The 24,295-nt window shown below is 35.4% G+C and carries 25 protein-coding genes, 1 pseudogene and 1 other annotated feature; of the genes and pseudogenes, 16 read left to right on the plus strand and 10 right to left on the minus strand.

The annotated features are described in order from the left end of the window. Positions 1-28: 28 nt before the first annotated feature. Complete coding sequence (gene hisD / locus C1N55_RS20025) at positions 29-1,309, minus strand: histidinol dehydrogenase (protein ID WP_137730411.1); 1,281 nt, start codon at positions 1,307-1,309, stop codon at positions 29-31. Positions 1,310-1,510: 201 nt separating this feature from the next. Continuing rightward, on the minus strand, positions 1,511-2,497 hold the full coding sequence (locus C1N55_RS20030; RefSeq protein WP_137730412.1) for a LacI family DNA-binding transcriptional regulator: 987 nt from the start codon (positions 2,495-2,497) through the stop codon (positions 1,511-1,513). A gap of 266 nt (positions 2,498-2,763) precedes the next feature. Next, positions 2,764-2,986 (plus strand) — a binding site (T-box leader). Between the two features lie 36 nt (positions 2,987-3,022). On the opposite strand from C1N55_RS20030, the gene argS reads away from it, so the two are divergent. From argS to C1N55_RS20045, 3 genes are all read left to right on the plus strand, one after another. Further along, positions 3,023-4,702, plus strand: coding sequence for an arginine--tRNA ligase (gene argS, locus C1N55_RS20035; RefSeq protein WP_137730413.1), 1,680 nt, complete (start codon positions 3,023-3,025; stop codon positions 4,700-4,702). A gap of 198 nt (positions 4,703-4,900) precedes the next feature. Further along, positions 4,901-5,350, plus strand: coding sequence for a hypothetical protein (locus tag C1N55_RS20040; RefSeq protein WP_137730414.1), 450 nt, complete (start codon positions 4,901-4,903; stop codon positions 5,348-5,350). A 57-nt stretch (positions 5,351-5,407) separates the two neighbouring features. Continuing rightward, on the plus strand, positions 5,408-5,878 hold the full coding sequence (locus C1N55_RS20045) for a hypothetical protein (RefSeq protein ID WP_137730415.1): 471 nt from the start codon (positions 5,408-5,410) through the stop codon (positions 5,876-5,878). A gap of 48 nt (positions 5,879-5,926) precedes the next feature. Here the strand turns inward: C1N55_RS20045 and C1N55_RS20050 are convergent, their stop codons facing one another. The 3 genes from C1N55_RS20050 to C1N55_RS20060 form a co-directional block, all read right to left on the minus strand. Continuing rightward, a complete protein-coding gene (locus C1N55_RS20050) occupies positions 5,927-6,424 on the minus strand; it encodes an LURP-one-related/scramblase family protein (RefSeq protein WP_137730416.1) in 498 nt (165 codons plus the stop codon). 211 nt (positions 6,425-6,635) lie between these two features. Beyond that, positions 6,636-7,250: a hypothetical protein gene (locus C1N55_RS20055; RefSeq protein ID WP_137730417.1), complete on the minus strand. Its 615-nt coding sequence runs from the start codon at positions 7,248-7,250 to the stop codon at positions 6,636-6,638. Between the two features lie 9 nt (positions 7,251-7,259). Next, on the minus strand, positions 7,260-8,432 hold the full coding sequence (locus C1N55_RS20060; RefSeq protein WP_137730418.1) for a ParM/StbA family protein: 1,173 nt from the start codon (positions 8,430-8,432) through the stop codon (positions 7,260-7,262). A gap of 414 nt (positions 8,433-8,846) precedes the next feature. Here C1N55_RS20060 and C1N55_RS20065 point away from each other — a divergent pair. Beyond that, positions 8,847-8,969 (plus strand): annotated as a pseudogene (locus tag C1N55_RS20065) (glyoxalase); the annotation flags it as partial. 59 nt (positions 8,970-9,028) lie between these two features. Here the strand turns inward: C1N55_RS20065 and C1N55_RS20070 are convergent. Continuing rightward, positions 9,029-10,018 carry a GGDEF domain-containing protein gene (locus C1N55_RS20070; RefSeq protein WP_137730419.1) on the minus strand — a complete coding sequence of 330 codons (990 nt, stop codon included), beginning with the start codon at positions 10,016-10,018 and terminating at the stop codon, positions 9,029-9,031. Positions 10,019-10,262: 244 nt separating this feature from the next. On the opposite strand from C1N55_RS20070, the gene C1N55_RS20075 reads away from it, so the two are divergent. Next, a complete protein-coding gene (locus tag C1N55_RS20075; protein ID WP_137730420.1) occupies positions 10,263-11,561 on the plus strand; it encodes a globin-coupled sensor protein in 1,299 nt (432 codons plus the stop codon). A gap of 177 nt (positions 11,562-11,738) precedes the next feature. Here the strand turns inward: C1N55_RS20075 and C1N55_RS20080 are convergent, their stop codons facing one another. Then, the gene (locus tag C1N55_RS20080; protein ID WP_137730421.1) at positions 11,739-12,473 is read right to left on the minus strand and encodes a glucose 1-dehydrogenase; all 735 of its coding nucleotides are present in this window, start codon (positions 12,471-12,473) and stop codon (positions 11,739-11,741) included. A gap of 112 nt (positions 12,474-12,585) precedes the next feature. Further along, the gene (locus C1N55_RS20085) at positions 12,586-13,215 is read right to left on the minus strand and encodes a TetR/AcrR family transcriptional regulator (protein WP_137730422.1); all 630 of its coding nucleotides are present in this window, start codon (positions 13,213-13,215) and stop codon (positions 12,586-12,588) included. 230 nt (positions 13,216-13,445) lie between these two features. Between C1N55_RS20085 and uvsE the strand changes: the two genes are divergently transcribed. Next, entirely contained in the window at positions 13,446-14,399 is a 954-nt protein-coding gene (gene uvsE, locus C1N55_RS20090) for a UV DNA damage repair endonuclease UvsE (RefSeq protein WP_137730423.1), read from the plus strand. A gap of 117 nt (positions 14,400-14,516) precedes the next feature. Here the strand turns inward: uvsE and C1N55_RS20095 are convergent, their stop codons facing one another. Then, a complete protein-coding gene (locus C1N55_RS20095) occupies positions 14,517-14,882 on the minus strand; it encodes a carboxymuconolactone decarboxylase family protein (protein ID WP_240758339.1) in 366 nt (121 codons plus the stop codon). Between the two features lie 158 nt (positions 14,883-15,040). Here C1N55_RS20095 and C1N55_RS20100 point away from each other — a divergent pair, with 158 nt between their 5' ends. From C1N55_RS20100 to C1N55_RS20940, 7 genes are all read left to right on the plus strand, one after another. Then, positions 15,041-15,292: a transcriptional regulator SplA domain-containing protein gene (locus C1N55_RS20100; protein WP_137730424.1), complete on the plus strand. Its 252-nt coding sequence runs from the start codon at positions 15,041-15,043 to the stop codon at positions 15,290-15,292. Continuing rightward, positions 15,289-16,317, plus strand: coding sequence for a spore photoproduct lyase (gene splB / locus C1N55_RS20105; protein ID WP_137730425.1), 1,029 nt, complete (start codon positions 15,289-15,291; stop codon positions 16,315-16,317). Before C1N55_RS20100 ends, splB begins: the two co-directional genes overlap by 4 nt. A gap of 345 nt (positions 16,318-16,662) precedes the next feature. Then, complete coding sequence (ahpC, locus tag C1N55_RS20110; RefSeq protein ID WP_137730426.1) at positions 16,663-17,226, plus strand: alkyl hydroperoxide reductase subunit C; 564 nt, start codon at positions 16,663-16,665, stop codon at positions 17,224-17,226. 15 nt (positions 17,227-17,241) lie between these two features. Then, a complete protein-coding gene (ahpF, locus tag C1N55_RS20115) occupies positions 17,242-18,771 on the plus strand; it encodes an alkyl hydroperoxide reductase subunit F (protein WP_137730427.1) in 1,530 nt (509 codons plus the stop codon). 304 nt (positions 18,772-19,075) lie between these two features. Then, positions 19,076-20,347, plus strand: coding sequence for a nucleotide sugar dehydrogenase (locus C1N55_RS20120; protein WP_137730428.1), 1,272 nt, complete (start codon positions 19,076-19,078; stop codon positions 20,345-20,347). Further along, entirely contained in the window at positions 20,344-21,318 is a 975-nt protein-coding gene (locus tag C1N55_RS20125; RefSeq protein ID WP_137730429.1) for an NAD-dependent epimerase/dehydratase family protein, read from the plus strand. Before C1N55_RS20120 ends, C1N55_RS20125 begins: the two co-directional genes overlap by 4 nt. 37 nt (positions 21,319-21,355) lie before the next feature. Continuing rightward, a complete protein-coding gene (locus C1N55_RS20940; RefSeq protein WP_255502428.1) occupies positions 21,356-21,478 on the plus strand; it encodes a hypothetical protein in 123 nt (40 codons plus the stop codon). Between the two features lie 67 nt (positions 21,479-21,545). Here the strand turns inward: C1N55_RS20940 and C1N55_RS20130 are convergent, their stop codons facing one another. Beyond that, positions 21,546-21,920, minus strand: a complete 375-nt coding sequence (locus tag C1N55_RS20130; protein ID WP_137730430.1) for a DUF4183 domain-containing protein — start codon at positions 21,918-21,920, stop codon at positions 21,546-21,548. A 135-nt stretch (positions 21,921-22,055) separates the two neighbouring features. On the opposite strand from C1N55_RS20130, the gene C1N55_RS20135 reads away from it, so the two are divergent. The 3 genes from C1N55_RS20135 to C1N55_RS20145 all read left to right on the plus strand — a co-directional run bounded on the left by C1N55_RS20135 (position 22,056) and on the right by C1N55_RS20145 (position 24,222). Next, positions 22,056-22,403 carry a DUF4183 domain-containing protein gene (locus C1N55_RS20135; RefSeq protein ID WP_137730431.1) on the plus strand — a complete coding sequence of 116 codons (348 nt, stop codon included), beginning with the start codon at positions 22,056-22,058 and terminating at the stop codon, positions 22,401-22,403. Between the two features lie 83 nt (positions 22,404-22,486). Then, positions 22,487-23,707, plus strand: a complete 1,221-nt coding sequence (locus C1N55_RS20140; RefSeq protein ID WP_137730432.1) for a glycosyltransferase family 4 protein — start codon at positions 22,487-22,489, stop codon at positions 23,705-23,707. Further along, entirely contained in the window at positions 23,704-24,222 is a 519-nt protein-coding gene (locus C1N55_RS20145) for a hypothetical protein (protein WP_137730433.1), read from the plus strand. The genes C1N55_RS20140 and C1N55_RS20145 overlap by 4 nt, the downstream gene beginning before the upstream one ends. The last annotated feature ends 73 nt before the right edge of the window (positions 24,223-24,295 follow it).

Here is a 24,295-nt window from a genome sequence, read left to right on the forward strand (position 1 = left end):
CTATTCACCCCTTAATAGTTATATGATACTATTCTTTATTTCCATATCTACGGACACGCAATAAGGCTTGCTCTGCATGTCCTGCAAAGTTCTCTAGCTGACATAAACGTGCCGCATATTCTCCGATGTAAGCAGAAGCTTCTTCTGTTACTTTCTGATAGGTTACTGTTTTGATGAATTTTCCAACCCAAAGACCGCCAGTATAACGTGCCGCACCTTTTGTTGGGAGCGTATGGTTTGTACCGATAACTTTATCACCATAAGCTACGTTTGTTTCTGGCCCTAAGAATAGACACCCATAATTCGTCATATTTTCCAAGAAATAATCAGGGTTTTCCGTTAAAATTTCCACGTGTTCGAACGCTAATTTATCTGCTTCTACTACCGCTTCTTCTAAACTATCAACTATTAAAATTTGACCATAGTCTTCCCAAGATACACGTGCAACATCAGCTGTTGGCAATATCTGAAGCTGTCTTTCGATTTCCTCGATAGTTTCTTGTGCTAATTTTTCCGATGTCGTAATTAATGCACCTGGTGAAGTTGGACCATGCTCTCCTTGACCAAGAAGATCTGTTGCAATCATCTCTGCATCAGCTGTTTCATCCGCAACGACTAATGTTTCAGTTGGACCTGCAAATAAATCAATTCCAACACGGCCAAATAATTGGCGTTTTGCTTCAGCAACAAAAGCATTCCCCGGCCCTACTATCATATCAACAGACTCAATTGTTTCCGTACCAATCGCCATCGCTGCCATCGCTTGAATTCCACCTAGTAAATAGATTTCATCAGCTCCTGCTAGATACATAGCTGCAATTGTAGCGTTTGGTACTTCACCGTTAATAGGTGGTGTACAAGCAATAACGCGTTTAACACCGGCAACCTTTGCAGTTAGAACACTCATATGTGCAGACGCAACCATTGGATAACGTCCTCCAGGAATATAGCAACCTACACTACTTACAGGGATATTTTTATGACCTAAAATAACACCAGGAATATTTTCAACTTCTACATCATGAAGTGATGCTAATTGAGCTTCAGCAAATTCACGTATATTTTTCTGAGCAAACTTAATATCTTCAATTGTTTCTTCCGGAACTTTTGCTACAATTTCACGAATTTGATCATTAGTTAAACGGAAAGATTCTGGAGACCATTTATCAAATTTCTCCGAATACTCACGTACTGCCCCGTCTCCGCGATTTTCGATATCTTTAATAGCGTTCGCTACGATTTGTGTTACTTCTAAATCATTCTTTGAAACTTCCTCTTTTGACTTACCGGCTTTAATGACCTTTACCATTATTAATTCCTCCTCTTAAGTTGTGAATACGCTTTCACAACTATCTTGAAAGCGTATTTAAAATAATAAAATTAGCATTCCTTTATAAATGAATACGTATGCAAAAACTTTTAAAAGATATACGTATCCATCCATTATGAATACGTATGCAAATAAGCTATAAGACAAGAATATTCTGATAATACGAAAATGTCAATACCCTTATGTTGTTTTTCTCTCGATTAGTTCTCCATTTATCTCTATATTCCCGATTCTATCTGTGTATTCTTCAATTTCGGAAATGATGTATTTCACAGTTTCTTCCGCCATTTGAGAAATTGGTTGCTCCCAAGTTGTTAAATTATAAATTGGCCAAGCCGCCATTTCGATATTATCAAATCCAATCACCTTCGTTTCTGATGGAACCTCAATTGATTGCTCACGAAGGGCATCTAAAACGCCTAATGCCATAATATCGTTTGCCACGAAGAAAGCGCCAGGAACATCTCCATTTTGGACAATCATCTTTGCTGTTTTATAACCACCATCATAAGAATAATCGGAATGATAGACTTGGTACGGCACATTGTATTTTATTAATATTTCTGAAAAACCTTTTTCACGTTCAATACTTGTAGACGTGTTTCTTACCCCTGAAATATAGACCATGTCCTGGCAACCTTTTTTTATTAAATACTCGGCAATTTGACGGCTCGCTACCAAGTTGTCTGTACCTACTGAAAAGAAGTTTTGTTCTTCCACTTTTCGGTTAAATAATACCACTGGTATTTTATTATTTTTGAACTCCGCTATAACCTTCAATGAAAGTGTAGCGTCCGTAATAATAACACCTGCCACATTGTAGTGTAACAGCATTTCGATATCCTCTTTTTGTATTTCATCGTGGTTTGTATGGACAAACAAAATACTATAACCGAGCTCTTTAAAATGCGTCGTGAATTCTTTTAATACCTGTGGATAGAACGGGTTATGAACTCCCTTCATCACAAGCCCAATCAATCTCGTTTTATTCGTAATTAAACTGCGAGCAAACTCATTCGGAACATAACCTAATTCCTCAGCAGCAGCTAGCACCTTCTTCCGTGTTTTCTCCGAAACGGTAGCCCCTCCAAAAAATACTCTCGAGACAGAAGATTGTGATACTCCTGCAAGTTTAGCTACATCCCTAGCATTAATTCCATTACTCATAATCTATCTATTCCTACCCTCATCAAATCAATAATTAAAGTAAATTATACACCATCTGAGAATTTTCAAGTAGGAGAATGCCAAGGTGGAAAAATGTAAGTCCACCTTTCATGTAAAAAAACAGGAAACTCAGAGCCATCCCTTAATTAGAAATTGCCAGAAGGAATTTGATCCCCTTCAAAGATATTTGCAATATTTAGATACAGGTCTTTTATCTCCTTGCTATTTTAGAAACGATTGGTTAAAATCAATATAATTTAATTTTCAAAAATTCTGTGAAAAAGAGAGTAATCAATAAGAACGGCAAAGCGAATTAGGGTTGGTGGGAGCCTAATCTGGAAATATTGATGAAACGTACTTTGGAGAAGTTTCTTGAAACGAAAGCTGTAGAGAAAACCGGGGAAGGCACCTCGTTAACAACGAAAAAGCGGCCGATTGGTTTGTGGCAACTAGAGTGGTACCACGGGAACTTATGCTCTCGTCTCTGTATATAGAGACGAGGGCTTTTTTTATTTTAAGGAGGTTATGACGGTGAAAACAAAGTTTGCAGAGATTATTTCAATTGCATTGGAAGAGAGTTACTCAGCTCGCGAAATAGAAAGTTTATTAGAAACACCTAAGCATTCCGAGTTAGGTGATTTGGCATTTCCCTGTTTTACGTTAGCAAAGAAATTTAAGAAATCACCTGCCTTAATTGCAAAAGAAGTCGCAGAAAAAATCCATGGAGATTTTATAAAAGAAGTACGTGTGGAAAATGGATATATCAACGTCTTCTTCAATCAATTACAATTTGCAAAAGAGGTCATGAGAAAAGTAATTACTGAAAAAGATCAATATGGGGCGAAACCAAAAAATGGCCAAACAGTTGTTTTAGATTTCTCTTCACCAAATATTGCAAAGCCATTTTCAATGGGTCATCTTCGCTCAACTGTAATTGGAAACGCCTTAGCAAACATTTCCGAAAAACAAGGATATGATGCAATTCGCATTAATCATTTAGGTGACTGGGGCACTCAATTCGGAAAGTTGATTGTTGCCTATAGACTATGGGGAAATAAAGCAGCCATTGAACAAAATCCAATTGAAGAATTACTGAAAATTTATGTGAGATTCCATGATGAGGCTGAACACAATGAAGCACTAAATGAGCAGGCTCGTCACGCTTTTAAAGAACTGGAAGAAGGTAATCCAGGAGCAATGGATTTATGGGAATGGTTCCGCTCAGCTTCATTAAAGGAATTTGAACAAATCTATCATATGCTCGGAGTTTCATTTGATTCTTTCCATGGCGAAGCCTTTTATAACCACAAAATGCAGCCGGTCGTAGATGAGCTTACCCAAAATGGGTTACTTAAAGAGTCTGATGGAGCGATGGTTGTCCAGCTAGAAAATATGCCCCCTTGTTTAATTACAAAAAAAGATGGGGCCACGTTATATGCAACACGAGACTTGGCTGCTGCTATTTACCGCCACAAAGTCTATCAGCCAGCAAAACTATTGTATATAGTCGGTAATGAACAATCTCTGCATTTCAAACAATTATTTGCTGTTCTTAAGAAAATGGGCTATGAGTTTGCGGATAACTGTGAGCATATCCCTTTTGGCATGATGTTAAAAGACGGAAAGAAAATGTCTACTCGTAAAGGGAAAGTAGTCTTGCTTGCCGATGTTTTAAAAGAGACGATTAAAGCTGCTAAGAAAAATATTGAAGAGAAAAATCCCGACCTTCCAAATAAAGAAACCGTAGCAAATGAAGTCGGCATTGGCGCAGTCATTTTCAACGATTTAAAAAATGACCGCATGAACGACATCGAGTTTTCCATTGAAAAAATGGTAACCTTCGAGGGAGAAACGGGTCCTTATATTCAATACACAAATGCGCGTATTCAAACACTTTTAACTAAAGGGAAATTTACTCTATCAGACGGCAATTTAAATTACCTTGACGAAGAGGCATGGGAAATTATTAAGTTAATCGAATCCTTCCAAACGGTTATAGAGACAGCCTTTACGCAATCAAGCCCGGCAATCATTGCAAAATACAGTTTGTCTTTAGCAAGAAGTTTCAATAAATATTATGCAAATACGAAATTCTTAACAAATGATTCATTGGAAAAAAAGAGATTGATAGTTGCCTATGCTGTATCCATCATTCTAGAGGAAAGCTTACGATTATTAGGGATTAAAGCTCCAAAAGAAATGTAATGTTGAAGACTTTTACACTTGAGCCAATTCAAGAAATAACCTTGAATTGGCCTTTTGTATTTTTATTAAAACTTCTCTCTCAAAGAATTTAAATAGATGTACATTCCATCTTTCTATATTAAAATTAAAAGATACAAAATTTGGATATTTTAAATACTCAATCTATCTAATTCTGTTTAATAGGAAGAGGGGGAGAAAATGAAGCTATATAAACAACAGGTAAAATCAAAAAAATTATACATAAAAGCGTTGATAGTGGTTGCTGCGTTGTTCATTTTTATAGTTAGCGTCAAATCAATAATAGACTTCCTAAATACTGAAGAACCGCAGCAATTAACGGTACCGGAGCCCGCATCTGTAGATTTTCGCATGTATGATGATCGGACAGTGGAAATTACCAAATATGAACTATTTTATCGGGATTCTTCTTTGTACACAAAGGAGGCAGTTGAATTCTTTAGTTTATATGAGACGATCGAAAAATTTGCCCTTTTTCATTATTTGGATAAATTTGGTTATAAAATAGATGAAGAGCGAATTGATAGTTTAAGGAAGTTTGCCAAAATGACCATTGAGTATGATATGAAGAATACAAATTTGAAGGCCTATTACGATAAGATGTTTGCTGAACTACAAATTACAGAGTAGGAGTATATAGAATATTATTTATTAGTAAACAAAGAATATGAATCACTTAAACAAGAGATGTTAGATAAAAGTATAGGCTTAGAGGAAAATGATTACCCAGTTGAAGAGGCTATAAAGGAATATCAAGAGCTAATCGGACTCCCTGAAAACTACTTGAATGACCTAGCAGAAAAAGAACCTGAACCACTTGAGCCAATGGAACCACAGCCGCAGCTTCCATATAATACGGAGAATTTTGAACTAAAGGTTACTACAAATGAGCAGGGGGAATATATTTTTGTACAAGGTATGCGTTTTTATTTTTTTATTAGTCCAGTCTATCGCGATTTTTTAAGTGAGCTCAGTTATAAAATTCTAAAAGAAGATTTAACTCGCTCTTCATTCGAACGTCAGCAAATAGCTCTAAAAAATTTTCATAGCGAAGACGCTCAACAAATGAAGATAGCAAAAGAAGTCGCATCAATCCTTGAAATTCTAGAGCGAACAATTGAAATGGAATATGACTTTACAGCAACAGATAATAATTAATAAAGACAACAAGCCTATTCAAGATCTGCTTGAATAGGCCATGTCATATTAAATAGTTGCTGCTGAAGAAGCTGCTCCTTGGTCCGCCTTTACACAATCAATGGCAACAACGAGTGCTATTATAATAGCCTCCATGTCCTCATCGATTATTTGGACCTTGTAACTATCCCCCCACGTGAACCATTCTTTACTCACATTACCGACTACTTCTCCATTCTGTACTATCTCAAAATTCATATCCCACCAGTTACCCCGAACCTCAATTCCTGCTGCCTCAATCGTATAGCGTGGCTTAAAAAAAGAAAACTCCTTCTTGATGGTTACCGCTTCTTTACCATTCACCTCGACAAAAAACTTTGGCAAAAAGCTAAACACCTTTTTCGTTATAAGCGCCACTTCAGCTCTAGATGTATCCATAAGAGAGAAAGTCTTTGGAATTTGCATAAAACTGCCCTCTACATAATACACATCGTTCTCCTGCTGATCCTTGACAGTAAACTTCCCACTTAAGCTAAAGACCTTTTGTTTTATATAAAGTTGTTTCATCTTGAACCTCCTAAGTTTAGATGTTAAACGTAATTTTTCTCTAAAATCGTCGCGATTGCTCCTATCCCAAAAATTTTATTTACTCCTGTATACGAGTCTAATATGAAGAAAGTTCTGTTAGTATCCATCTATTTTTAAAATTCAAATTTAAAATTGCAAGACAAAAATCCGCATTGCTGCTTTTAACAATGCGGACTTCATATTTATGATACTACTTATTCATCTTATTAAGAAAATCCCCTAGCAGACTGTCTAGATCAAACTCTGCATTTTCTTCATGTTGCTCATTTTTATCATCACTTTGGTTTTGTGTCGCCCTTTCCCAATCAAACGCGTCTAAATCATCTATTGTTTCTAAATCAATCGAAGCAGTTGTTTCTTCAATAGGATCGACAATGTCCTCCACGGGGTATGTTTCTTCCATACTAGGCTCTGCATGGGATACTTCTTCTTGCAAATACAAGGCTTCATTTATATCTAAGGAGCTGCTATTTAATGATGCAAGCAAAGCCGTGGCACGAACTGGATCCATTAATAGTTGGTAAATAATTGTTCCCAATAAGGCCTCCGAATGCTCATGCTTTAACCAATTCCGCTGTGATTTACTTAGTTTATGAGGAAGAGGAATCGTGATTGTTTCCCGTTCCTTCGAAAAAGATTGTCCGACACCTTGAAGTACAAACTCGGCCATTTTACTCGAAAAATTCCTTCTCTCCGTTTCCTTTAGCTTTTGTAAGTGCCTTAAAAGATGGTCAGGCGTATCGGAAGGAATTCGAAATGAAATGGCTTGGCCTCTCTTAATCCCATTCTCCTTCGCACTTTTCATATAATCACCCTAATTTTTCACAGGTTCTTGGGATTGCTTATGCTTTTCTGACTTTCTGATAAAATCATTAATGAGTTTATAATACGCATTGGCCATCATCCAAATGCTCTCTTTTTCATCTTCAAAGAAATCGATATTATAACCATCTAGATTATTATTTAACGTCTTAATGTATTCCTTTAAAACATTTGCTCCACCGCCAACGAAATAGCAGATTTCTGTTTGCGAATTTTTCTGCCATACATTTCGTAATAAGCGATACTGTTTTTTAGCTAGTTCCAGTAAGATGCGATCTGTAATATCATGAACACTTGTCCGACTTCCTTTTACCATAATGTGATTACGATCATTTTTTCTTGTGATAATTTCAACCACATCACGACGGCTGTCTAATTCAATGCCGTGTCTCGACCTAATTTCTTCTCTTATGGCTTCCAATGATTCCGATACGCCAAGGTTGAATCCTTGAGCCTTATCGTCATCTACATTTCGATTCTTAATGACCGCTATATCTGTCGATAGGCCACCTATATCCTGAATAATAATTCGTTTGTCAATTAAGTCTTTATTAATAATTTTAAGTTGATTATCCATTACAAGATTTATATAAGCTGCAAAGCCTTCCGGATAAATCTTCACTTCATTGAATTTAATATTCACTTTCAATCCCTGGTATTTCGGTGTAACCAGAAACTCCACCTGATGGACGGAGCCTACCAATTTTGAGCGGTAGCCAGCATCCTTTCCTTCCTTCACTTCGCGTAGAGGAAGTCCAGTGCCTAATGTGTAATTTGCATCGATTACATTTTTTGTTCGTGGGAAATTACTCGTATTTTTTTCGTTAACAGCATCTAGCGCCAGCGTAGCAAAAAGCATGATCAATGTTTGATCTTCCTCCGATTTAGCACTGCCTGGATCTAATTCAGTGGCATTGCTGCTCTTTGTTGCCAAATTACCTACTCGATAGATGGCATTATTTTCTTTTAATGCAGGGGAGTGCACCTTGATATGAATTCCTTCTAGCGGATTTTTAGTATCTAGTTCTTCTATTCCAATAACCGGACGATCTTCTGTATCCCTTGCAACAATATTAGGAATATTTAATTCGTACTCTACTTCACCAAAAATTGCCTTAATGGAGTCATTACCAACATCTACAGCTGCAGTTCGAGAGCTAATCATGTAATCATCCCTTTTCATTTTATTATTAGATTTTAAAGGATAATTTTGTAAAATCCTTTAGTTCTAATTAAAGGTTATAAGAGTTTACTCTATTCTTCAATGAGGTTTACCTAAAAGAAATACAACTGTAAACACCTCGTAAACTGCGGCTATTTGTAGACATTTCCGTAATCTTTGGTAACAAATTCGTTTACATCCCATATATTCAACATGTACACGGTATTGTTTACATGTATACAGAAATGTACACGTATCGTTTACTGAATGTGTACATGTAAACATATTTGTAGACTTACCGCTTCTAGTTATCGAACATCTACTTTCTTCAGCTATTTGACAAAATCTAAATTCCTAACTAATTTTAAAAGTAAAAGTTAGAGTTTTTATTATTGGAAGACCGAGGAGAAGTTCAATATGTCAGTTCCTAAAAGTAACAGAACAAATGAAGGAAAAAAACGTGCAGCTTCATTAGACTTAGCACGAGGTACGATGCTGCTGCTTATTGTACTTGCTCATGCACCACTTCTAATCAGAGCTAAAAAGAGCTAGGATTATTATTCATAGCTCTTTCACTCCTTTTAATTCTTTCTCATTTCCTAGATGTGACTGGCAATCAGTTCATTTCCCTTGTCCTTGTACATGGCTCTATCTGCAATTTTGATCATATTGTCTAAATTTGCATGGGGAACATCAGTAGTGTAGGCCCACCCCATACTAGCAGAAACACTTATCATTAGATGATCCAAGACGATTGGCTTATCCAGAGCAAATTGAATACGCTCCGATAAACTTTCTAGTATTAGATTGTCGATATTGGATACTAAAATCACAAATTCATCTCCACCTAATCGACAAAGTAAATCCGTCTCTCTCAGTACACCACTTACCCTTGAAACAATTCCCTCTAATAATTGATCCCCTATTTCATGTCCATATGTATCATTTATTTTTTTAAATCCATTCATATCCATGAATAATAGTGCGATCGAATGGACTTTTAATTCTTTTTGTAAATCAAACTTTTCCTTGAGTAGTAACCGATTTGCTGCCCCAGTTAAAGGATCCTGATACGCTAATTTCTGGAGCTTAACGTTTGCCTCTTTTATCTTGTGAATAAAAGTTAATAGAAAAGCTGTAGTAAATAAGCCAAACAAAACAAGATAAACAAAATCCTCCTTTACGACATTCGGAAAAATTTCATTATGAAGATAAAAGAAAGAATAAAATGTAAGAATGATAGAAGCAATACCTGCTATCACTACCAATCGAGAATTTTGATAGATGGCACTTAGAGGTAAAGCTAGCCACATGAATAAATAATTTACTAAATACGGAGAATCAGTCAGTAAGAAATAGATATAGATATACATACAGCTGACCATTACATACATAGTTATTTTGGGATTTACTTTTTTGTGAATGAATAGTATCAGAAGAATGCCAAAAACGGTAAATAAAAAAGCTGGAGGGAAAATACTTGCTAATCCTTCAATGAAACTATTAACCGTTACTTGCACGAAATAAAAAACACTTATCAAAACAAATAATATTGAATTTCGACGATGAATTAATTCATTACTAATCATAGCTAATCTTCCTGTTCTTGTTGAAATAGGGCATGGTTCTTCGGTATGTATCACTAAAAATACAAAAAATTCTACTATTTCACTTTATTATAGCTTATGGAAGATATCCATGACTTTGTTAAATAATAACAATTTTTTATCTACTTACCTTTCTTCTATAAAACTTTAGGTAATTATGTCGATTATTATATTGTTATAGCTTTAAAAAGAATTTATCTTACACTTTTGGAAGAAGGTAATAGTCATGAGTATTTTTGCAAAAAAACAAGCAGCTGGTTACTTGAAAGAGGAAAGCGACAAACATATACAAAATGTAAGAATTGATATCCGTAAACACAAAAGTTTATTACAGCAGATATCCATCATTGACCTAACTATAGAAGATCTAGCGGTAGCAAAAGCTCTACAACCAATAATTCAAGAGAATATCGAGAAAATTTATAACCCCATTTACAACCATTCTATTGAAGGAATTCGTAAAGTTGTCGATATGACTCCGATTGGGCTTGATTTAGAGCGCTCCCAAAAATACGTTGTTGGTTTTTTTGATGGAAAAATTGATGATGCTTTTGCTGAGATGAAATACCAACTTGGAAAATATTATTTAAAGGTTGGTGTCGAAATAAAATGGTACCTTTGTGTAAATCAATTCCTAATGAACAACATACACGATATTTTAAAACAAGCGTTCAAAGAGGATAAAGATAGTCTAGCACTCGCTTCTAACGTACTTAGTAAGATATTCAATTTAGAAACACAACTTTCATTATCAGCTTTACAAGAACTGCAGAATGAAGAAGCCGCCATGCATGAAATGAATGCCAAGCAAAACATCAAGCAAACAATTGGGACAATAACGGAAGAGTTGGCCGCAATGTCAGAAGAAGTCGGCTCATCCGTTGCAGATGTCATAGTCCGTTCAGAAAGCATGAAGTCTGAATTAGAGGAAGGATTACATTCATCCATTAATACAACTGAGATTTCACAAAAGGGAAGACATCAATTAGATCAAGTAATTAACCAAATTGCTATCTTAAAAGATAGTGTATTTGGAATTAAATCGAGTATCAGTTCGTTGGAAACAAACTCTAGGGAAATTGGAAGCATCGTTGAAGTCATTACTTCCATTGCTGAACAAACGAATCTTTTAGCACTCAATGCCGCTATTGAAGCAGCAAGAGCTGGAGAACATGGAAAAGGATTTTCAGTAGTAGCAACCGAAGTAAAAAAATTAGCGGAACAAACAAAAATGTCGTCGAGTACAATTACCAATTTAGTAGATACAACAACAAAGCAAATTGAAAATGTAGTTAACGAAATAAACAATGTAAATTCTCAAACTTTGTCAGCGAATCAGAATGTCCAAGATACGGTAAAAAGCTTTGACGAAATTCTAACAGCAAGCGAGACAAGCAAGAAACAAAATGAGCGTACCAACCAAGAAATGATTAATTTTACAAGCATTTTAAAAGAAATTGAACAAGCCGGTTTAAAAGTTGCACAAATAGCAGATCAATTAAATCAGACGATGCAAGGATATTAGAAAGTTAATAAAACGAATAATATTTTCATATCCAATGGGATTTAAATAACTCTCCTCAATTGAAATTACTTATTATTTCGATTGAGGAGCATTTTAAGATATAGAATAAAGCTATCCACAAAGAGTCAGGTTTATCTAACTCTTTAGGACAAACTTCTTACTAACTAGATTTAAAGATTAACGAGCTGTCATACCGCCATCGATAATAAATTCTGAGCCAGTCGAGTAACTTGATTCATCAGAAGCTAGGAATAATACCATTTTTGAAACTTCCTCAGGCTGTGCAACGCGCCCCATTGGAATATGCTTTGCAAATTCTTCTACAGCAGCTTTAGTATCCTCTTGAACAACCATTGGCGTTGCGATTACACCTGGATGTACAGAGTTAACACGAATTCCAAAGTTAGCACACTCCATTGCTGCAGCTTTTGTTAAGCCGCGTACAGCAAATTTCGTATCTGTATAACCTACAGCACCCGCAACTAAACCGTTCATTGAGGAGATATTGATAATAGAACCGCCGCCTCCCTTTTGCATAGATGGAACTACTGCTTTCATCCCTAAGAATACAGACACCTGGTTAATCTCTACAATACGGCGATAGTCTTCTAAAGTTGTCTCCATCAAAGATTTTGCCATAGTAATCCCGGCATTATTTACTAATATATTTATAGGGCCAAATGCTTCTTCAGTTTTAGCAACAACTATTAACCAATCTTCTTCAGATGCTACATTCTGTTTTATGAATCGTGCGTTTTCACCAAGTTCTGCTACTAAAGCTTGGCCTTTCTCTTCGTTTAAGTCTGTAATAACGACCTTTGCGCCTTCATCCACGAATAATTTGGCATGGGCTGCTCCCATCCCTTGTGCTGCTCCAGTAATAATTGCTACTTTATCTTTTAATCGACCCATGAAGTAGACCTCCTAATAAGTTTAACTAATAAAGTGATAGTTAACTATCACTTTTCAATTACACTTTATCAAAACTCCCGTTCTTAGGTCAAACAAATCGCTCTAGATCTTCTCAAGGCTTGATAAATTCCAAAAACATAGCCTTCATGAGCTCAATCTGCGCTAATGAGTCCGGTGATGTAACCGGCACGATCTGCGGATTTGTTGTCGCAATTTTAACGCAGAAAAAGCTAAAACTATGGACAATAGTTGTCACGAGTAAATGTTGATCGATATCTTCACGAATGGAACGGTCTACTTCACTGTCTTTGACAATTTGCATCAAGGTTGCCAAAAAGCGCTCTCTAGACTGACGGTAAGGTGTCATCATATCATCCGGATATTCGGCCATTGATGTATATAAATCAAATGAATGGTGGAAACGGATAAGCTTTGTATGAGCCTCCCCCGTCATTTCTGTGTAGTAATCTAAAATACGCGAAACTTTTTCATAGGCAGTTAATGATTGCTCGATAATCTTTCGGATATGTGTATCCATGTCTTCTAAAATTTCATTCGCTACTGTAAACACAACGTACTCCTTCTTAGGGAAGTAACGGAATAGCGTGGCAATGCCAATTTGTGCGTCATCCGCAATTTCCTGCATTTGAACCTCTAGCAACCCACGATCTAAGAACAATTCTTTTGCCACTTTAATAATCGTTTGTTTTGTTTCTAACTTCTTTTGTTCTCGTTTGTTCATATAAGCACTTCTTTTCTGTTTTTACTATTTCGCTATTATGTTTATTTCTTCAACACCTTGTTAATCCATAATAAAGGGAAGAAATTTACTATATATACAACGTATTATATCGAATTACCTTTTTTAACTCATCTGTATACTGTAATGGATTTCAGTAGAAAATAAACTACTAACGGCTTGTCCCTTTAAACTATATCAACTTAACAGAATCAATTTAAGGAGAAAAGTAGATGAAAATACGGTTCGGATACGTAGCAAATGCAATGGGATTATGGGATGCAAGTCCATCAAAAACTTTAACTTTTGCCCGGTATTCAACACTTCCCAAAGATGAACGAATGGAAAAGTTAAAATCGGTAACAGCACAAAACTTACATCATACGAAAAGAATTTTGTACTACAATATTGCCCATGAAATAGAATTATATCGGTTTTCGAGTTCTTTAGTCCCTTTGGCAACCCATCCTGAGGTGATGTGGGATTTCTATACTCCATTCAAAAATGAATGGGAGGAGCTAGGAAAAATAGTCCAACAATTTAAGCTAAGGGTAAGCTTTCACCCAAATCAATTTACACTTTTCACAAGCCCAAAAGAAGAAGTAACAATGAATGCTGTAAAGGATATGGAATATCACTATAAAATGCTGAGAGCCATGAATGCCCTACATACAGGTTTAATCAATATTCATATAGGGGGAGCCTATGGGGATAAAAGCAAATCATTAGATCGATTCCATCAAAATCTCAAACAGTTGCCACATGAAATTAAAAAACATATGACCCTTGAAAACGATGATAAGACATATAATGTACCTGAAACACTTCTAGTCTGTGAAAAGGAAGGCATTCCAATGGTACTTGATTATCATCACCATATGGCTAATAAGGAGGAAGCCGACCTTCAACTTGATTTACAGCGTATTTTTCACACATGGAATTCAACAAATGTTCTACCGAAAGTTCACATTTCTTCTCCCAAATCTGATCAAGCCTTCCGTTCACATGCAGACTATGTCTCATTAGACTTTGTCCTCCCCTTCTTAAAGAAGGCAAAGGAACTGGACCAGAACTTTGACATAATGATAGAAGCAAAACAGAAGAACCTTGCTATGCAGAAACTTGTGGAGGAAATAGCTGCTATTCGAGGAGTCAAACGTATTTCGAGTTCATCTGTAGAATGGTAATCGCTAAGGAACACATCTTTTAATAATTTGGGATAATTAACGGCTGTTGGAACTAGTTTTCCTTTTCCTCTAAACAACAAAAAAAGATGAAACCTTTACGATTTCACCTAGAACTTTTTACTGTTTCATATGATTCATTTCATTCATACAATCCAGAACAAGAGTAACACCCTGACTCAACGATGGCCCACCACCTAATGCTGCAGTCACACCTATCGCTTCAATAATTTCTTGCTCTGAACATCCATGATCAAGACATCCTTTTGTATGATAAATAATGCAATACTCATCTTGAGCATGGATACTTATTCCTAATGCGATTAGATGTTTTTGCTTTTGAGTTATTGCACCATCTTTAAAGCATTCTTCTGTAAAGGCATTAAACTGACTTACAAATCCAGGCATCTTTTCGTTAAATACACCAAGACCCTTTTTATATTTGATCAGTGCTGCTTCAGTTTGATTTCCAGCATTCAATTCCAAATCCAATCAACTCCTTTTTATTTTTAGAGCAGATTTATTATGGACCAAAATGGACAAGTATATTTATTTCCAGGTTTTCTCTTTCCATAATCATGAAATCATAACTTTTGAAGCAAAAGGGATACTATAATCACAATTTAAAATGAAGGTGATATAAAATGGAAAATCAAAATTATCAGGCTGGCGATATTGTTTATGTTTTTTACAGAAATCCTCATACACAAGATGTAGCAAATGTTCAATCAGCAGCCGTGGTAAATAACCCTGAGAACGAGGATGAATTGGCTTTATTTTTATATGAAACCTATTATCCCCTTTCAACTGAAATGGCAGTTTATTCTTCAGAAGAAGAAGCAAACCAAGCCTACAACTATTATTACGGGGATACTTCAGAAGGATTTTTGCAATGAATAATCCATTTACACCTAGACTTGTCTATTTTGAACCAGCTGCATTGGACTATCCTTTAGGAAAAGAACTATATGAGAAATTTAAAAATATGAATATTGAAATACGTGAAACTACTTCACACAATCAAGTAAGGAACTTACCAGGCGATAATGACTTTAAAAAATATCGCGTTGCCAAATCCACACTTGTAGTAGGAATTAGAAAAACGCTTAAATTTGACACCTCCAAGCCATCCGCAGAGTACGCAATTCCTTTTGCAACGGGTTGCATGGGGCACTGTCATTATTGCTATTTGCAAACTACGATGGGAAGTAAACCCTATATCCGTACATATGTCAATGTAGAGGAGATTCTTGAGGCAGCGGACAAATATATGGAGGAACGCGCTCCAGAAATAACAAGGTTCGAGGCTTCCTGTACATCTGATATAGTTGGAATTGATCATTTAACCCATACTTTAAAAAGAGCTATAGAGCATTTTGGAAAATCAGAGCTTGGCAAACTTAGATTTGTGACAAAATTTCACCATGTAGACCACTTGCTTGATGCCGAACATAACGGAAAAACAAGATTCCGTTTCAGTGTTAACGCTGATTATGTCATTAAAAACTTTGAACCGGGGACTTCTCCTTTAGAAAAAAGAATAGAAGCAGCAGGTAAAGTTGCACGTGCTGGCTATCCACTCGGATTTATAGTGGCACCAATCTATCTTCATGAAGGATGGAAGGATGGCTACTATAAAATGTTTGAGCGTTTGGATGCGGAATTGCCCGTTGATGCCAGGGAAGATATTACCTTTGAGTTTATTCAGCACCGTTTTACAAAGCCTGCGAAGCGAGTGATTGAGAAAAACTACCCCATGACAAAATTAGAATTAGACGAAGAAAAAAGAAGATATAAATGGGGGAAATACGGAATTGGGAAGTATATCTATCAAAAGGAAGAAGAAGAGGATATAAAAAAATATCTTTACATGTATATGGAAAAGTTCTTTCCCAATGCAAAATTGGAGTATTTTACTTAAAGTTACGGGTTGAGCATGTCAACAATAGCTACCTTCAATAAAAAGGGTGAGTATTTCTCACCTTTTTAATATATTTTTATTCTCATTTATACATGAATCATAAAAAATAGTTGATAATATTAGATTTAATTAGTTTAAAATTCTAAGTTTAGATCTAAAATTATATATGACTATATTCGTTAAAACGTCAAAATAAGTCATACTTTTTTATTTTTGGACAAATTTAGCAACGTTTTGTGTCATTCCTTGACAAGATAATCATTTGTATATAAAAATGTATACATAATTATAATTATTATAATATAGTTACACTTTCAAAAATTAATTCCTAGGAGGAAATATAATATGTCTTTAATCGGAAAAGAAGTACAAGCATTCTCAGCAAAAGCATTCCAAAAAGGTGAATTTATTGATGTATCTGAACAAAACTTTAAAGGTCAATGGAGTGTTGTTTGTTTCTACCCTGCAGACTTCACATTTGTATGTCCAACTGAATTAGAAGACCTTCAAAACCAATACGCAACTCTAAAAGATTTAGGAGTTGAAGTATATTCAGTTTCAACAGATACGCATTTTACTCATAAAGCATGGCATGATCATTCAGAAACAATCGGCAAGATTGAGTATATTATGATTGGTGACCCTTCTCAAAAAATCTCTCGTATCTTTGACGTGTTAGACGAAGAAGAAGGACTTGCAGATCGCGGAACATTTATCATCGATCCAGACGGTGTTATTCAAACTGTTGAAATTAATGCTGGTGGTATTGGTCGTGATGCAAGTACGCTAGTAAATAAAATTAAAGCAGCACAATATGTACGCAACAATCCAGGTGAAGTATGCCCAGCTAAATGGGAAGAAGGGGCTGCGACACTTAAGCCAAGCCTAGATCTTGTTGGCAAGATTTAAGGAGCACGATTTAAAATGTTATTAGATGCAGAGATCAAAGCACAACTAGCCCAATATCTTCAACTGATGGAAGGCGATGTGCTACTTAAAGTAAGTGCGGGAAATGATGATATTTCCCGCGATATGTTGGCTTTAGTAGATGAATTAACTACTATGTCCAAACATATTAAAGTCGAAAATGCCCAATTAAATAGAACACCAAGCTTTAGCGTAAATCGCATCGGGGAAGATACTGGCATCACATTTGCTGGTATTCCACTTGGACATGAATTTACATCTTTAGTTTTAGCACTACTTCAAGTTAGCGGAAGAGCCCCAAAGGTAGATCAAAAGGTCATTGATCAGGTAAAAAGTATTCAAGGAGAATACCACTTTGACTCTTATATCAGTTTGACATGCCATAATTGCCCTGATGTTGTTCAAGCTCTTAACGTAATGAGCGTTCTTAACCCTAATATTACTCATACGATGATTGATGGGGCAGCTTTTAAAGAAGAAGTCGAAAGCAAAGACATCATGGCTGTACCAACTGTATTCTTGAATGGAGAACCTTTCGGCAATGGTCGTATGACCCTGGAGGAGATCCTTGCCAAGGTTGGCAGCGCACCAGACGCATCCGAGTTTGCTGACAAAGAGCCATTTGATGTCCTTGTTGTTGGCGGCGGGCCTGCTGGTGCAAGTGCTGCCATCTATTCTGCACGTAAAGGTATCCGTACAGGAATTGTGGCAGAACGCTTTGGTGGCCAAATAATGGATACACTAGGCATTGAAAACTTTATTGGTACAAAATATACTGAGGGTCCTAAACTCGCGGCAAGCTTGGAAGAGCATGTGAAAGAATACGAGATTGATGTAATGAATCTTCAGCGTGCTAAACGTCTAGAAAAGAAAGATTTAATCGAAATTGAGCTCGAAAATGGAGCAGTTCTAAAAAGCAAAACGGTCATTCTTTCAACTGGTGCTCGTTGGCGTAATGTGAACGTACCAGGAGAAGCAGAATTTAAAAACAAAGGGGTAGCCTACTGCCCACATTGTGATGGTCCTTTATTTGCTGGAAAACGAGTGGCCGTTATCGGTGGTGGAAACTCAGGTGTTGAAGCTGCCATTGACCTAGCGGGAATTGTGAAACATGTAACAGTTCTTGAATATTCAAATGCATTAAAAGCGGACTCTGTCCTGCAAGATCGTTTAAATAGTCTGTCAAACGTAACGGTTATCAAAAATGCACAAACAACTGAAATTACAGGCGCTGATAAAGTAAATGGGATTTCATACAAAGATCAAGAAACAGAACAAATCCATCATATTGAACTTGAAGGGATTTTCGTTCAGATTGGTCTTGTACCAAATACAGACTGGTTAAGTGATGAAGTTGAACGTACACGTATGGGTGAAATAATTGTAGATAAGCATGGCTCTACAAGCATCCCAGGTGTATTTGCTGCTGGTGATTGTACAGATAACCCATTTAAACAAATTATTATTTCAATGGGATCAGGTGCAAATGCAGCTTTAGGTGCTTTTGATTACCTAATCCGTAACTAATAAAAAATAGTAGCAGCATCCGCAAATAGCGGATGCTGCTATTTTTATGGCTTTTTTGGTTTCCATTTATATCAAGCTGTTTACCCCTACCCCATTATCAGTAAAAAGGTATTTTCCCTTCTCCATTATCATTTTTTATGATTTAGTAGCTCAAAAATAAAATTAGTTAAAGTCTTGCTTTATCCTTCATATGTATTTACTAGTACATTTTAAATAAATAATTCTATTAAATAGAGGCTACTGTCTATATTAAAATTTTCTCCTTTCATATGTTAATTTCAGAGACTAAGATTGGAGGAAAAAAATGGAAACTAAAAAACAATCTATTGCAGTCCTTGGATTAGGATTTGTAGGTTTACCCCTATGTCAGCGATTTTTAGAAATAGGGAATACTGTCCATGGAATTGATATAGATAGACGAAAAGTGGAAAGTATACTTAATGGCGAGATATATAATCCCGATATTAATAAAAATTTTATAAGTGAGTGTATTAAGAAAGGTCAATTTGTTCTTCATGACGCTTCTAAAGGAGTGGCTAACGCAGATGTCATTATCATATGTGTACCAACTCCGTTAACTAGTGAAAATAAACCAGATCTCTCTTATGTGATTCAAGCAATTTCTAACATTTTGCCCTATTTAAAAGAAAATCAACTAGTTTGTTTAGAGAGTACAACATACCCAGGTACTACAGAAGAATTAATTCTACCTAGAATAGAAGCACAGGGTTTTCAAATTGGTAAAAATATTTATTTAGCATATTCTCCTGAAAGAATTAATCCAGGAAGTACGATCCCACTTCAAGTAATTCCAAAGGTTGTAGGTGGAACTACTGAAGAATGTCTAAAACGAGCTGTTGAAGTTTATGAAAGTATTTTCGATACAGTTCATAAAGTATCTTCTACAAAAGCTGCAGAAATGACGAAAATATTAGAAAATACACAAAGATTTATTAATATTTCCTTTATTAATGATTGTGCCATTCTTTGTGAAAAAATGAATATTGATATATTTGAAGTTATTGAGGCTGCTGCAACTAAACCATACGGATTTGTTCCTTTTACACCTAGTACTGGTATCGGTGGTCATTGCATTCCTATTGATCCTCTCTATCTATCCTGGAAAGCGAAGGAATTCGGCCATGAATCAGTATTTATCAATATTGCGGATCAAATTAATAAAAAAATGCCGGAATATATTACTGAAAAAATACTCGATTTTCTACTATCTAAACCAAGAAAACTATCGTCATCTGTTCTTTTAATTGGGTTAGCCTATAAAAAAGATATTAATGATGTGAGAGAGTCCGCTTCCCTAAAGATAATGGAGTATCTTCTTCAAAAGGGCATCGATGTAGCTTATTATGATCCGTACGTACCACAAGTAATGATTAATTCCCAAATGTATCATTCGATTAGAGTAGATGAAATCAGTAATTATGATGTGAATGTGTTGTTAACGGAACATACAAATCTTCCCTATGAAAAGATTTACGCATCGCCAAAGAATTTATTAGATCTTAAAAAGTTTTTTGTATCCTCTCCCCGATACTCAAAGGAGGAAATGGAAAAGTGAATAAGATTTTAATAACAGGCGGCGCAGGGTTTATTGGTTCCCACTTAACGGATTACCTTCTTGAAAAAGGCTATCAGGTAACAGTCATCGATAATTTATCAAACGGATCTGCTGATTATTTAAGAGATGCGTTAAATAATCCCCGATTCTCCTATTACGAGGGGACAGTACTTGATCGAGTTTTAATGGAAGAATTGATTAAAGAAAATGATATTGTCTATCACCTAGCTGCTGTTTTAGGGGTAAAAAATACCGTTGATGATCCATTAAAAGTCATTGAGGGGAATATTGACGGAACAAGGGTTGTATTGGAGATTGCCTATCAATATAGCAAAAAAGTAATTTTTGCTTCTACTTCAGAAATTTACGGAAAAAATCCTGAACTACCTTATACAGAGGAGTCTAATCGAATCTTAGGGGATCCTTCTATTCATCGTTGGTGTTACGCTACTGCAAAAGCATTAGACGAACATATGTGTTTCGCATATGCAAAGAAGGGTCTACCAGTAACAGTGGTTAGATTTTTTAACGCGTTCGGTCCAAGGCAAGATCATTCTGCTTATGGTGGCGTAATACCTATTTTCATTAAAAAGGCACTAATGAATGAAAAATTACCTATTCACGGGGATGGAACTCAGCTCAGATGCTTCGGTTTTATACAGGATATTATGAAAGGGCTTGAAACAGCCATGCATCAAAATGCAAATAATCAAGCATTTAACTTAGGAGCAACCGAAAAAATTACCATTCTGGAATTAGCTAAAAAAATTATCACTTTAACTGGCAGCAATTCAGAACATGAATTTGTACCTTATGAAGTCGCCTATGGTGAAGGCTTTGAAGATATACCTGCTCGGCTCCCTTCCTTGGATAAAGCGAACAAAATATTAGGTTATCAAACGAAAACAAGCTTAGAGGAAGGGCTTATTAAAACAATTAAATGGTATGAAACTAAGCTATTAAAGCGTTAATAGTAGAAAGATAGAGCCATTGGAGGATACGTTCATTATGGATGAAGAGGAATTATCTAAGTTTTTGGCAATATCACTATTAATAGCTGAACATTCTACTATTAGATTAAAAGATTACATTATATTTTTAAAAATTTTATATGCCCTGTTTATTTCATAAATAATTAGAGACCAAAGGCATTATGAATCTAATGTCTTTGGCCTTACTAATAAAGAGTTCATGAGGTTTATGTTCCGCTTTTAACTGTAGGTTCAAAGTTGATTACTTCTAAAATTATAGGAGTTCCCAATTCAATCTCTGTTTCTTCCGGAAGTGAAACTAACAGGTTGCCAATCCCTTTTCCGCCAGAAGTATAGCTAAAAATATCATCCATTTGCAAAATACCATTAATGTAAACATTGAAATAACTGTTCATCATATTTAGTGCTGGTAATGAATCAATACGATTACCTGAGTCATCCAAAAAATCTTCAGCATTAATTCTTAACATTGAGGATTCTCCAACATTTTTCTTGAGTTCATAAAAAAAGCGTGACACTTCTGGTGCCACTACAATTTTATTTTGCATAGCCGACACCGATTTAATTATTTTAAGACCCATAATCCTCCCCCTTCCATATACTACAATATATGCAAATGGGCAAAATATGTTTTTAATAACTTTACTAAATATAATGGGAGCATCCTTCGATTCCCATAAATAGTATTCTATTATGAAGGGATGGACTACAAGTAGATGAGTATCATTAACCATCAATCTAATTTATCTAAACCTTTTCTTTCGATACCGGAATTAAACAAGAATGAGCAAACTTTATTTAAAATTCCAAAGAAAGCTACAATCTTCGAGTATTATTCAGTGTCTGATGGATATAAGAAAATATTTACAAATAATGATTCGTTAAGTGGTTATGGTGAACAAAAAATTCAGGATACTGAAAATGTTTCACTTTATAATTTATTTATCAATGGTGTCCTACAGCCAAGTGCAACATACAAAATTGAGGACGAAAAACTAATTTTAACTACAGATGATGTTCCAATAAAGGGTTCCCCTATTATTCTCCAAATGATTTTAATATAAAAAATACGTTATTCAAGTGCTTACATCATAACTACTTACTTATAAATAATGTGAATTAGAAGAATAGAAGAGGAGACATTAAGATGAAAATATTATTAGCAACATATTGGCCAATACCTCACGTTGGAGGCGTATGGAGCTATTTGAAACAATTGGCAAGTGCTCTTGAATCTTATGGTCATGAAGTTGATATCTTAGGGTACGATGAGGAGAATTTATCTGTTGGATTATATAATCAAGGAAGAGTAATCCAAAGAGAGAAGATCATTCCCATTATTAATGCAAATTTAAATGAAAAGAATTACCCTGAGATGTATGCAAATTTCTTGGTAAAATGGACTGAATTTCAACGATATGTATATGAATTAAGTGCAGCTTATTTTGGTCTGGAAAAATATGATTTAATTCACACACAAGATGTCATTTCCACTTACTGTTTAAGTAGAATAAAACCGAAGGATACCCCCCTAATCGCAACAATTCATGGATCAGTAGCACATGAAATCAGACTTCAATTGGAAACTGTCCATAAATCAGATACATCCGATATGGCACGTTCCTATTATGATATCCTTGAAAATAAAGGCGCAACTTCAGCAAATGTGACAATCGTATGCAATCAATGGTTAAAAAAGATTCTGACGAATGAATTTAATGTTCCGGAACAACAAATTAAAGTACTTCATTATGGCTTTGACACGGAACAATTTTTACTAAAATCCAGGCAACAATCCACTATGCTGCGTCCAGATAATAAAAAGGTAATCCTGTATGCAGGTCGATTGGTTGAACTAAAAGGTATAAATTTCTTAATTTCAGCTTTACGTGATTTAAAAGAAATAAGGGATGATTGGGTATGCTGGATTGCTGGTACTGGAGAGCAAGAAGCAGAGTTAAAGGCCCAGGCAAGTTCGTTAGGTCTCGATCATCATATTATCTTCTTAGGGAAAAGAGATGATGTCCCTAGTTTACTAAAACAAACGGATATTTTTGTCCTTCCTACTTTAATTGAAAACCAACCTATATCCGTTATTGAAGCTCAAATTGCTGGTAAGGCAGTCATTGCCAGTGATGTTGGTGGTATCCCAGAAGTAATCGAACACGGTGTTACAGGTTTATTAACACCAGCAAAAAATACTGCTATGTTAACCAATAATCTAAATTTGCTATTATCAAACAACAAACTTAGGAAGTTGCTTGGATCTAATGCAAAAAAATGGGGAATGACACACTGGTCTATTGACAGTGGTATGCTGAAGTTAATGGAGATCTATAAGGGTGTAATGAAAGGAAGAAGTATATGAGCATAATCTTTGTGCGTATAAGACTATTCATCCTGCTTTCTTATTTAAAACTCAAGGGTAATGTCATAAATTGGTGGAAGGGTTTATGGTTTAATCGAAATAAGTTGAACGACCCCGATTCCTCGATTGATAAAGTAACGGAAATATCCGCAATTGAACAAAATGAATATGATTCATTATTTCTTGTTAAATCGACCACCCCCCAGATTTATATGCCGAGAGCCACTTTACTCCAGATACTTCGTGCTTTACCCGATAATTATGTATTTCCAAATCCTGATACTACCGAATTATTAAAGAATGAGTTGGAAAAGTTTAATATAGCAAAAATAGATCATAAAATAATAGATCAAATCAAGAATCATTTACCTCAAAATTACAGTCTCCTTGACCCAAATGTATCTATAAGTCATTCTAATAATCCCTTTGTAGTATTAAGTTCAAATAATAAAGTAAATCATGAAGTGCATGGTCAAATCTTAAATAACCTACCAACTGATTATAAATTCAACTAATCATTCAATTGAAGTTTCACCTTAACTAGGTTTGTATACTATACAATGTCCGATAAAACAACATACTTTACTA

Source organism: Lysinibacillus sp. SGAir0095 (genome assembly GCF_005491425.1).
Taxonomy (GTDB): Bacteria; Bacillota; Bacilli; order Bacillales_A; family Planococcaceae; genus Ureibacillus.